The organism is Stagnihabitans sp. (assembly GCF_964946895.1).
Window position 1 is genome coordinate 18,409 of the sequence record NZ_CBBQHX010000046.1, and the last position, 10,903, is coordinate 29,311.

A 10,903-nucleotide genomic window follows, 5' to 3' on the forward strand; every position below is an offset into this window, starting at 1 on the left:
GGCCGAGGGATATTTGCATGCGCCGCCTGACCAACTCCGCCACTTCTGCCGATACGGCCAAGACACCGGCCACCGGCTGGCAGACCATGAAACGCGTGGCCCCCTATCTGTGGCCAAAGGGCGAGCTTTGGGTCAAGCAGCGCGTCGTGGCGGCGCTTTTGCTGTTGTTGTTGTCCAAGATCGTCTCGGTCGGGACGCCCTACCTGTACAAGAAGGCGGTGGACGCACTGTCCAACCACGCGGGCACCGATGCGGGTCAGGCCCTGATCCTTGGCGCGGTCGGCATGACCGTGGCCTATGGCCTTGCCCGCATGGGCACCGTGTTCTTTGGCGAGATGCGCGACTGGGTCTTTGTCCGCGTCGGCCAGCGCGCCCTGCGCAAGCTGGCCTTCGAGACGTTCACCCATATCCACCGCCTGTCCTTGCGCTATCACATCACCCGCAAGACCGGCGGCCTGAGCCGCGTGATCGAGCGCGGGGTCAAGGGCGTCGACTTCCTGCTGCGATTCATGCTGTTCTCGATCATCCCGCTGATCCTGGAACTGGCCATGGTCTCGGTGATCTTCGCGATCTACTTCGGCTGGATTTACATGGTGGTCGTTCTGGTGACGATCGCGGTCTATGTGACCTATACGTTCAAGGTCACCGAATGGCGCGTGCAGATCCGTCGGGCGATGAACGATCAGGACACCGATGCCAACCAGAAGGCGATCGACAGCCTTTTGAACTACGAAACCGTCAAGTATTTCAACGCCGAAGCCCGCGAAGCCGCACGCTATGACCGCGCCATGCAGGCCTATGAGGGTTTTGCCGTCAAGACCGGGCAGTCGCTGTCGGTGCTGAACATCGGGCAGAATGTCATCATCACCGTCGGCCTCATCGCTGTCATGGTCATGTCGGCCGTGGGCGTGCAGCAAGGCCGCTTCACCGTCGGCGATTTCGTCATGGTCAACGCCTACATGATGCAGATCACCCTGCCATTGGGCTTCCTTGGCACCGTCTACCGCGAAATCCGTCAGGCTTTGGTGGACATGGGCGAGATGTTCGGCCTCTTGTCACAACCCGCCGAAGTGGTCGATGCACCGGGCGCCCCCGACCTGCAGGTGCCGCAGGGCGAGGTGGTGTTCGACAACGTCTTCTTCAACTATGACGCCAACCGTCCGATCCTGAAGGGGGTGTCTTTGCGCGTGGGGCCGGGGCAGAAGATTGCCCTTGTCGGGCCCTCGGGCTCGGGCAAGTCAACCATCGGGCGGCTGCTGTTCCGCTTCTATGACATCACCGGCGGTGCCATCAAGATCGACGGGCAAGACATCCGCGGGGTCACGCAGACCAGCCTGCACCAGTCGATCGGTGTGGTGCCGCAGGACACGGTTCTGTTCAACGACACGGTCTATTACAACATCGCCTACGGCAACCCCGACGCCCCGCGTGAAGCGGTGGAGGCGGCGGCCAAGGCGGCCAAGATCCATGACTTCATCCTGTCCTTGCCCGATGGCTACAACGCCAAAGTGGGCGAACGTGGCCTGAAACTGTCGGGCGGTGAAAAGCAGCGCGTCGGCATCGCCCGCACCCTGCTGAAGAACCCGCCGATCCTGATCCTGGACGAGGCGACCTCGGCGCTGGACACCCAGACTGAGCGCGACATTCAGGACAGCCTGCACCTGATGGGGCAGGGCCGGTCGGTCATCACCATCGCGCACCGTCTGTCGACGATTGCCGACAGCGACGTGATCCTTGTGCTGGAACAGGGTGAAGTCGTCGAACAAGGCACCCATGACCAGCTGCTGTCCAACGGTGGGCGCTATGCCGCCATGTGGGAACGCCAGTCGGCCGAAGAGGCCGAGGGTCAGGCCGAAGCGGCGGAATAGGCTCGGACTTTCCCCCTTGGGTTCGGCGGCGGGGCTTTGCAACCGCCGCCTAACCCGGTAAGACGGGGGCAAAGCAGGAGGCCCCATGAGCACGCCAGACAGTTTCGTCGATGAAGTCACCGATGCCGTTCGGCGCGACAGGCTTTTCGCCGCGTTCCGCAAATATGGCTGGATCGGTGTTCTTCTGGTGGTCGTGATCGTCGGCGGCGCAGGCTGGAACGAATGGCAAAAGGCGCAGGCCAATGCGCGGGCGCAGGCCTTTGGCGATGGCGTGATGGCGGCCCTGGAAAAGACCGACCCGGCTGAGCGGGTAAAGGCTTTGTCCGCCGTGCCGGCCGATGGCGACCAAAAGGCGCTGCTGTCGCTGTTGCAAGCCTCCAATCCGCTGACCGACAAGGCGGGCGCCTTGGCGGCGCTGGATGCCCTGGCGGCGGATGGCAAGATCCCGCAGATCTACCGCGACCTTGCCGTGCTCAAGCGCGTGGTGATCGCCGGGACCGATCAGCCGATTGCCGACCGTCGCACCGCCCTTCAGGCGCTGGATGTCGCAGGCCGCCCGTTCCGCGTGTTGGCCGAAGAACAACTGGCCTATCTGCTGGTCGAAGAGGGCAAGAAGGATGATGCCTTGAAGGCGCTGATCGCCCTTGTGCAGGATCAGGAAGCCCCCGCCGGCATGCGGCAAAGGCTGAGCCTTGCGATCACCTCGCTGGGTGGTACGGTTCCGGAAGCGAAACCGGCGGCCAATGCCGCCGCAGCACCATCAGCAGGGTAAGGCAGGATCATGCAAGGCAAGGTCAAGGTCGGGCAGGGCGGCAAAGCGGCACTTCTGGCGCTTGGCGCCGTGCTGGCGCTGACCTCTTGCAACAAGGATGCGATCCTGCCGGGCGTGCGCTTTCCGGTGCGGGCCCCCTTGCAGGATTCGATCCCGGTTGATGGCCAACCGGCCCCGGTGCCGCCGCCGGATCGGCCCGCCAACCAATCGGCAAGCATATCCTTGCCCCGCATGGTGTCGAACGCCGATTGGCCGCAGCGCGGCGGCAATGGGCGGCATGATGGCCCGCATGGCGCGCTGCAGGCCTCGCCGCAGCTGGTCTGGTCGGTCAGAATCGGCGCGGGCAATTCGCACAAGAACCGCATCAGCGCCGCCCCCATCGTGGCGGGGGGCGCGGTCTTCACCATGGACGCCCTGTCGGGCATCGATGCTGTGTCCATCGCCGGGGCCAAGCTATGGCACACCGATGTCACGGCCACCTTCGACGCCGGCGGGGGCGTGTCGGGTGGTGGTCTGGCCGCCGATGGCGCGCGCGTCTATGCCACGACCGGCTATGGCGAGGTTGTGGCGCTGAACGCTGCTGACGGGTCGATCCTGTGGCGGCAACGGCTGGGCGCTACCCCGTCGGGTGCGCCTGCAGTGTCGGGCAATCTGGTCTTGGCGGTGGGCGATGACGGCTCCGCCTGGGCGCTGAACTCCGCTACGGGGCGGATCGTGTGGCAAGACACCGGTGCCTCGGCGCAGGATGCTTTCCATTTCGACGGCGGCGCCTCGCCCGCGGTGGATGGCGGCACGGTGGTGTTTCCCTTCACATCTGGCATCCTGATGGCGGTGGACGCAGCCACGGGCACGCAGCAATGGACGGCGGCGGTGTCTGGCACCCGCCTCGGCCGCGCCTACGCGGATGAGGGCGACGTGACAGGCGACCCCGTGCTGTCGGGCGGCATCCTTTATGCCGGCACCCAGGGCGGGCGCACCGGGGCCTATTCCATGGCCACGGGCGAACGGATCTGGACGGCCGAAGAGGGCGCCCTGAACCCGCCCCTGGTCGCAGGCGGCTCGGTCTTCGTGGTCAATGACGAGGGGCGGCTGGTCCGGCTCAACGCCAGCAACGGCCAGACCATCTGGGGCGTCGATCTGCCCTATTTCAAGAAGGTCAAACCCAAGCACCTGGGCCCGATCACGGAAAACTTCGGCCCGGTGTTGGCGGGTGGCCATGTGGTCGTCGTCTCGTCGGATGGCTATCTGCGCGCCTTCAATGCGACAGACGGCTCCTTGGCCGGTCAGACGGCGATTCCGGGCGGTGCAGCCACCCCGGCAGCCTTGGCGCAGGGCATGCTGTTTGTCGTGAACGACAAGGGTCAACTTCTGGCTTTCCGCTGACGGGGTTCCGGTGTAAGGCACCCTCTTGCACCTGCTCAAGGAATCCAGATGAGCTTTACCCTCGCCATCGTGGGCCGCCCGAATGTGGGCAAATCCACCCTGTTCAACCGGCTCGTGGGCCGCAAGCTGGCGTTGGTCGATGACCAGCCCGGCGTCACGCGGGATCTGCGTGAGGGTGATGCCAAGCTGTTCGACCTGCGCTTCACCGTGATCGACACGGCCGGTCTGGAAGAGATCACCGACGACAGCCTGCAAGGCCGCATGCGCCGCCTGACGGAGCGCGCCGTGGATATGGCCGATGTCAGCCTTTTCCTGATCGATGGTCGGGTGGGTGTGACGCCTTCTGACGAGACCTTCGCGGAAATCCTGCGCAAAAAGGGTGCCAAGGTCATCCTCGGCGTCAACAAGGCCGAGGGCAAGGCTGGCGACGCCGGCGCGCTGGAAGGCTGGAGCCTTGGCTTGGGCGAACCGATCCGCCTGTCCGCCGAACATGGCGAGGGCATCGACGACCTGTACAACGCGCTGAAGCCCTACGAGGAACTTTTCGCCGCCCGCGCCGAGGCCGATGCGCCGGTGGTGGATGTCGAAATCTCCGAAGAAGAAGCCGAGCTGGAGCCGGATGAAGAAGCGTGGCGCCCTTCGGCGGACAAGCCGCTGCAAGTGGCGGTGATTGGCCGGCCAAATGCCGGAAAATCGACGCTGATCAACACCATCCTCGGTTATGATCGTCTGCTGACCGGCCCCGAGGCCGGCATCACCCGCGACGCCATCTCGGTCAAGACCGAGTGGCGTGGCACGCCGACGCGCATTTTCGACACCGCCGGCATGCGCAAGCGCGGCAAGGTGGTCGAGAAGCTGGAGAAGCTGTCGGTCGCAGATGGCCTGCGTGCCGTGCGGTTTGCCGAAGTGGTGGTCGTGCTGCTGGACGTCGAAATTCCGTTCGAAACGCAAGACCTGCGCATCTGCGACTTTGCCGAGACCGAGGGCCGCGCGGTGGTCGTCGCCATCAACAAATGGGACCTGGAAGACGAAAAGCAGGAAAAGCTGGCCGAGCTGAAAGAGATGTTCGAACGCCTGCTGCCGCAGCTGCGCGGCGCGCCCTTGGTTACGATCTCGGGCAAGACCGGGCGCGGCCTGGACCGCCTGCACGAAGCGATTCTGAAGGCCCATGCCGTCTGGAACCGCCGTGTCACCACCGCCCGCCTGAACACCTGGCTGGGGGCGATGACCGAGGCGCACCCGCCACCCGCGCCCGGCGGCAAGCGCATCCGCATGCGCTACATGACCCAAGTGAAGGCCCGTCCGCCGAACTTCATCGTGATGTGCTCCCACCCCGAGGACATGCCGGACAGCTACAAGCGCTATCTGGTGAACGGGTTGCGCGAGCATTTCGATATGCCCGGCACGCCGATCCGCCTGACGCTGCGGAGCCAAGGCGACAAGAACCCCTTCAAGAACCCCAAGTTCAACACGCCCTCCCGGCTGCGCAAGCACCTGGACGGGCCGAAGAAGTTCTGACGCAGGCGTCAGAACTTTGGCTTGCTGCCGCCAAGGCCGGGGGGCTTGCGCCGCCCCCCGGACCCCCTGCGGAGTATTTCCAAAGGAGCAATTGGTAGAAGGGCTTAGAGCCCGATCTTCGCGCGGATATCGGCGGGGGTAAGGCCCTCGGAGCGGTATTTCGACAAGGCGCGGGCGTCGTCGCGTTTTGCGAGGCGCTTGCCGTGGTCGTCACGAATCAGCCGGTGGTGATGGTACTGCGGCGTGGGCAGGTTCAGGAGCCGCTGAAGGGCAATGTGGAGCGGGGTGGCCGCGAAAAGGTCCTCGCCCCGTGTGACCTCGGTGATCGCTTGGTGGGCATCATCGACCACCACGGCCAGATGATAGGCCACGCCGACATCCTTGCGGGAGAGGATGATATCCCCCGTCGTTTCAATCAGTTGCGCGGGGTTGATGATGTAAGTCGCAGGGCGCATGCCGGTTTCGGTGAAGCGCAGGTCGGGCAGGCGTCTGGCGGCTTTGGCCATGTTGAGGCGGAGGGCGCCATGGGTATGGCCGGCCTCGCGGCAGGTGCCGGGGTAGATCGGGCCGTCAGTACCCTCTTGCGGGGCGCTGAGGGCTGCCTTGATATCGGCGCGGGTGCAGGTGCAGTGGTATGTGAGGCCAAGGGCGGAAAGCTGAGCCAGGGCGGCATCGTAGGCGGGGTGGCGGGTGGATTGTTTAAGCACCGGGGTTTCCCAGGTGAGGCCAAGCCACGTCAGGTCATCGTAGATTGCGGCCTCCCATTCGGGTTTGCATCGGGTATGGTCGATGTCCTCGATGCGGATGAGAAAGCGGTCGCCACGCTGCGCAGCGATCAGGGCGGCGTAGGCGTGGCCGAGGTGCAGGGGGCCGGTGGGGCTGGGGGCGAAGCGGGTTACCCGAGCCATGCCGTGAAGGACTCTTTGGCGCGGTCGGTGTAGGCCTTGTAGCGATCCTTGCGGCCGCGGCGGCCACCCTTGGCGTCGATGGGCGGGAAGAGGCCGAAGTTGACGTTCATCGGCTGGAAGGTTTTGGCCTCCGCCCCGCCGGTGATGTGGGTGATCAGCGCACCCATCGCGGTGTCTGGCGGCGGTGGCGGAAGGAGTTCACCCTTGATCTCGGCAGCGGCCATGCGGCCTGCGACGAGGCCCATCGAGGCGCTTTCGACATAGCCTTCGACGCCGGTGATCTGGCCAGCAAAGCGGATGTTGGGGCGGGATTTCAGGCGCATCTGGTCGTCAAGCAGGGTGGGCGAGTTGATGAAGGTGTTGCGGTGGATGCCGCCAAGACGTGCGAAGCTGGCATCTTGCAGGCCGGGAATCATTTTCAGGGCAGTGGTTTGCGCGCCGTACTTCATCTTGGTTTGAAAGCCCACGATGTTGTAGAGGGTGCCAAGCTTGTTGTCGCGGCGCAGTTGCACGACGGCATAGGGTTTGACAGTGGGATTGTTGGCATTGGTGAGGCCCACGGGTTTCATCGGACCGAAGCGGAGGGTCTCGCGGCCACGTTCGGCCATGACCTCGATCGGCAGGCATCCGTCGAAATAGCCGGCGGTTTCACCCTCGTGGAACTCGGTCTTTTCCGCCGCCAGCAGGGCGTCGATGAAGGCGTTGTACTGGTCGCGGTCCATCGGGCAGTTCATGTAGGCGGTCTGCTCTTCCAGCGTCTCGCCCTTGTCGTAGCGGGACTGCATCCAGGCGACGGACATATCCACGGTGTCGGCATAGACGATGGGGGCGATGGCGTCGAAGAAGGCGAGCGCCTCGGCGTGGGTTTCGCGGCGGATGGATTCGGCCAGCGCGGTGGAGGTCAGGGGGCCGGTGGCGATAATCCAGTGGCCCTGTGAAGGAAGCTCGGTAACCTCTTCATAGGACACGGAAATCAGCGGGTGGGATTTCAGCTTGGCGGTGACGTAGGCGGCGAAGGGGTCGCGGTCGACGGCGAGGGCGCCGCCGGCGGGAAGGCGGTGAGCCTCGGCGGATTCGAGGATCAGGCCTTTTGCGGCGCGCATCTCCCAGTGCAGCAGGCCCACGGCGTTCTGCTCGGAATCGTCGGAGCGGAAGGAGTTTGAGCAGACCATCTCGGCGAAATCGCCGGTTCGGTGGGCGAAGGTGCCTTTGGCGGGGCGCATCTCGTGCAAGACCACGGGGACGCCGGCGGACGCGGCTTGCCATGCGGCTTCAGAGCCTGCCATGCCGCCGCCGATGATGTGTAAGGGTTCCATGAGGGGGATTTAGGGGGTTTTGTCGGGGAAAGAAAGGTGGCTTGCCGCAAGACTTTGGGGCGGTCTTTTTCGCGTCTTCCTTGCGTCTTCCTTTGGTCTCTACGCGGGTCTTCCGGGCCGTGGTCTGCTGGGCTGGCAGCCGGGGAGATTTCACACCTCCCCGGACCCCACCGTGGGATATTTACGGACCAATGAAAGCGTGAAGGGCAGCGCGTTCCTGGGCGACGTATTCGGCGGGATCTTCGCCGTGGTAGCGGTTGAGCGCAGATGCCCTATCGAAGAAGCCTTGCGCGGGGAGGTCTTTTGCGAGGCGGCCTGAGAGGAGTGCCGCGCGGAAGGGGTGGTTGAGGTTTGCGTCTTCTTCCATCAGCGCTTCCAGCGCCGTGGTCAGCTGGGCGATGGTGCCGGGGCCGGTGAGACCGAGGTCGCGGGCGAGTTTGCCGTAGGTCACGGTCTGGTTCAGCGCGGCCAGTTCGGCCAGCCGCGCTGTGAGGGTGGGGATCATTCCGCGTCCTGTTCGGGGACGCGGGCGACGGAGACGACTTCTTCTGAGTCGCGGGTGTTGAGGACCTTGACGCCGCCGGCGCTGCGCGAGCGGAAGCTGATCTGGTCGACGGGGACGCGGATCGACTGGCCGGTGGAGGTGGCCAGCATGATCTGGTCGGAGAGGTCGACCTTGAACGAGGCGATCAGGGTACCGCCGCGCATCGCTGAATCCATCGCCTTGACGCCCATGCCGCCCCGTCCGCGCACCGGGTAGTCGTGGCTGGAGGACAGTTTACCGGTGCCGGAGGTGGTGATGGTCAGGATCAGATCCTCGGCCGCCGACATTTCGGCGTAGCGTTCGGGGGAGAGTTGGGTGACTTCGGCGGTGGACTCGGTGCCTTCGGCTTCGACGTCCGACGCTTCAACTTCGGCGTCTTCGGCTTCGGCCTCTTCTGTGCTGCCCGCAATCAGGCGGCGTTGCTTGAGGTAAAGGTCACGCTCTGCCGGGTCAGCCTCGAAATGGCGGATGACGGACATAGAGACGACCTTGTCACCTTCCGCCAGGCGGATGCCACGCACGCCGGTCGAGCCGCGGGATTTGAAGACCCGGATGTCGGTGGTGGAGAAGCGGATGGCGCGGCCCAAGGCGGTGACCAGCATGACGTCGTCTTGATCATCGCAGATGGCGGCGTTGACCAGCGTAACACCCTCGGGCAGCTTCATGGCGATCTTGCCGTTGCGCTGGACGTTGGTGAAATCGCTGAGGTCGTTCTGCCGCACGTCGCCGTCCGAGGTGGCGAAGATGATTTGCAGGTTGTCCCATTCAAGCTCCGGCACATCGACCGGCATCAGGGCGGCGATGGAAACGCCGGTTTCGATCGGCAGGATGTTGACCATGGCCTTGCCTTTGGCCGTGCGGCCCGCCAGCGGCAGGCGCCAGGTTTTCAGCTTGTAGACCATGCCGTCGGTCGTGAAGAACAGAAGCGGCGTGTGGGTGTTGGCGACGAAGAGGGTGGTGACCACATCGTCGTCTTTCGTCTGCATCGACGCGAGGCCCTTGCCGCCGCGGTTTTGCTGGCGGAATTCGGCCAGGGGGGTGCGCTTGATGTAGCCGCCGGAGGTGATGGTAACGACCATATCCTCGCGCTCGATCAGGTCTTCGTCTTCCATGTCGCCGGACCAGTCGACGATTTCCGTGCGGCGGGGGACGGCGAAGAGGGCTTTCACTTCGCGCAACTCGTCAGAGATGATGCCCATGATGCGGTCGCGGGAGCCCAGGATTTCAAGGTAATCCTGGATCTTGGCGGCCAACTCTTCCAGTTCGTCAGTGACTTCCTTGACGCCCAGGGCGGTCAGGCGTTGCAGGCGCAGTTCAAGGATGGCGCGGGCTTGGGCTTCGGACAGGTTATAGGTGCCGTCGTCGTTCATCGTGTGGCTGGGGTCGTCGATCAACCGGATATAGGCGGCGATATCGGCGGCGGGCCAGCGGCGGGTCATCAGGCGTTCGCGGGCTTCCGAGGCGTCTGCCGAGGCGCGGATGGTGCGGACGATTTCGTCGACGTTGGAGACGGCGACGGCCAGACCGCAGAGGATATGGCTGCGCTCGCGGGCTTTCTTCAGTTCGAATGCGGTGCGGCGGGCGACAACTTCCTCGCGGAAGGTGATGAAATAGCTGAGGAAATCGCGCAGGCGCAGGGTTTCCGGGCGGCCACCGTTCAGGGCCAGCATGTTGCAGGCGAAAGAGGTCTGCATGGGGGTGAAGCGGAACAGTTGGTTCAGCACCACGTCGGGGGTGGCATCGCGCTTCAACTCGATCACCACGCGCACGCCGATCCGGTCGGATTCGTCGGCGACGTTGGAGATGCCCTCGATCTTCTTGTCGCGGACCATTTCGGCGATGATCTCGATCATCCGGGCCTTGTTGACCTGATAGGGCACCTCGTCGATGACGATGGCGTAGCGGTCCTTGCGGATTTCCTCGATATGGGTTTTCGAGCGGATGATGACGCTGCCGCGCCCTTCAAGGTAAGCCTTGCGGGCGCCCGAGCGGCCGAGGATCAGGGCGCCGGTGGGGAAGTCGGGCGCCGGGATGATCTCCATCAGGCGTTCGGTCGACAGGTCGGGGTCTTCGATCAGCGCAAGGGTGCCGTCGATGACTTCGCCAAGGTTGTGCGGCGGAATCCGGGTCGCCATGCCGACCGCGATGCCCTCGGCCCCGTTGACCAGCATGTTGGGGAAGCGGGCGGGAAGGACGGTGGGTTCCTTGTCCTTGCCGTCGTAATTGTCCTGGAAATCAACGGTGTCCTTGTCGATATCGGCCAGAAGGAAGGACGCAGGCTTGTCCATCCGCACTTCGGTGTAGCGCATGGCGGCGGCGTTATCGCCGTCCATCGAGCCGAAGTTGCCTTGACCGTCCAAGAGCTTCAGGCTCATCGAAAACGGCTGCGCCATCCGCACCAGGGCGTCATAGATCGCGGAGTCGCCGTGCGGGTGGTATTTCCCCATCGTGTCGCCCACCGGACGCGCCGATTTGCGGTAGGGCTTGTCGTGGGTGTTGTTGGTCTCGGACATCGCGAACAGGATGCGGCGGTGCACCGGTTTCAGGCCGTCGCGCAGATCGGGGATCGCCCGGCTGACGATGACCGACATGGC

Annotated in this window: 8 protein-coding genes; 4 read left to right on the forward strand and 4 right to left on the reverse strand. The window is 64.4% G+C overall.

What is annotated here, in order from left to right:
* The first annotated feature begins 17 nt into the window (after window positions 1-17).
* The 4 genes from AC1Y2B_RS20455 (at window position 18) to der (ending at window position 5,541) form a co-directional block, all read left to right on the forward strand.
* Window positions 18-1,868, forward strand: coding sequence for an ABCB family ABC transporter ATP-binding protein/permease (locus AC1Y2B_RS20455; RefSeq protein ID WP_482254979.1), 1,851 nt, complete (start codon window positions 18-20; stop codon window positions 1,866-1,868).
* An 85-nt stretch (window positions 1,869-1,953) separates the two neighbouring features.
* Window positions 1,954-2,640: a hypothetical protein gene (locus AC1Y2B_RS20460; RefSeq protein WP_482254980.1), complete on the forward strand. Its 687-nt coding sequence runs from the start codon at window positions 1,954-1,956 to the stop codon at window positions 2,638-2,640.
* 9 nt (window positions 2,641-2,649) lie between these two features.
* Entirely contained in the window at window positions 2,650-4,023 is a 1,374-nt protein-coding gene (locus AC1Y2B_RS20465) for an outer membrane protein assembly factor BamB family protein (RefSeq protein WP_482254981.1), read from the forward strand.
* Window positions 4,024-4,071: 48 nt separating this feature from the next.
* Window positions 4,072-5,541, forward strand: a complete 1,470-nt coding sequence (gene der, locus AC1Y2B_RS20470) for a ribosome biogenesis GTPase Der (RefSeq protein ID WP_482254982.1) — start codon at window positions 4,072-4,074, stop codon at window positions 5,539-5,541.
* A 104-nt stretch (window positions 5,542-5,645) separates the two neighbouring features.
* On the opposite strand, the gene gluQRS is transcribed toward der, so the two are convergent.
* From gluQRS to gyrA, 4 genes are all read right to left on the reverse strand, one after another.
* Window positions 5,646-6,449, reverse strand: coding sequence for a tRNA glutamyl-Q(34) synthetase GluQRS (gene gluQRS, locus AC1Y2B_RS20475; RefSeq protein WP_482254983.1), 804 nt, complete (start codon window positions 6,447-6,449; stop codon window positions 5,646-5,648).
* Complete coding sequence (gene trmFO, locus AC1Y2B_RS20480) at window positions 6,437-7,765, reverse strand: methylenetetrahydrofolate--tRNA-(uracil(54)-C(5))-methyltransferase (FADH(2)-oxidizing) TrmFO (protein WP_482254984.1); 1,329 nt, start codon at window positions 7,763-7,765, stop codon at window positions 6,437-6,439. The genes gluQRS and trmFO overlap by 13 nt, the downstream gene beginning before the upstream one ends.
* A 181-nt stretch (window positions 7,766-7,946) precedes the next feature.
* Window positions 7,947-8,270 (reverse strand): hypothetical protein, encoded by a 324-nt coding sequence (locus tag AC1Y2B_RS20485; protein ID WP_482254985.1) that lies wholly within the window; start codon window positions 8,268-8,270, stop codon window positions 7,947-7,949.
* A partial coding sequence (gene gyrA / locus AC1Y2B_RS20490) for a DNA gyrase subunit A (RefSeq protein WP_482254986.1) occupies window positions 8,267-10,903 on the reverse strand: 2,637 nt, incomplete at its 5' end. The genes AC1Y2B_RS20485 and gyrA, both read right to left, overlap by 4 nt.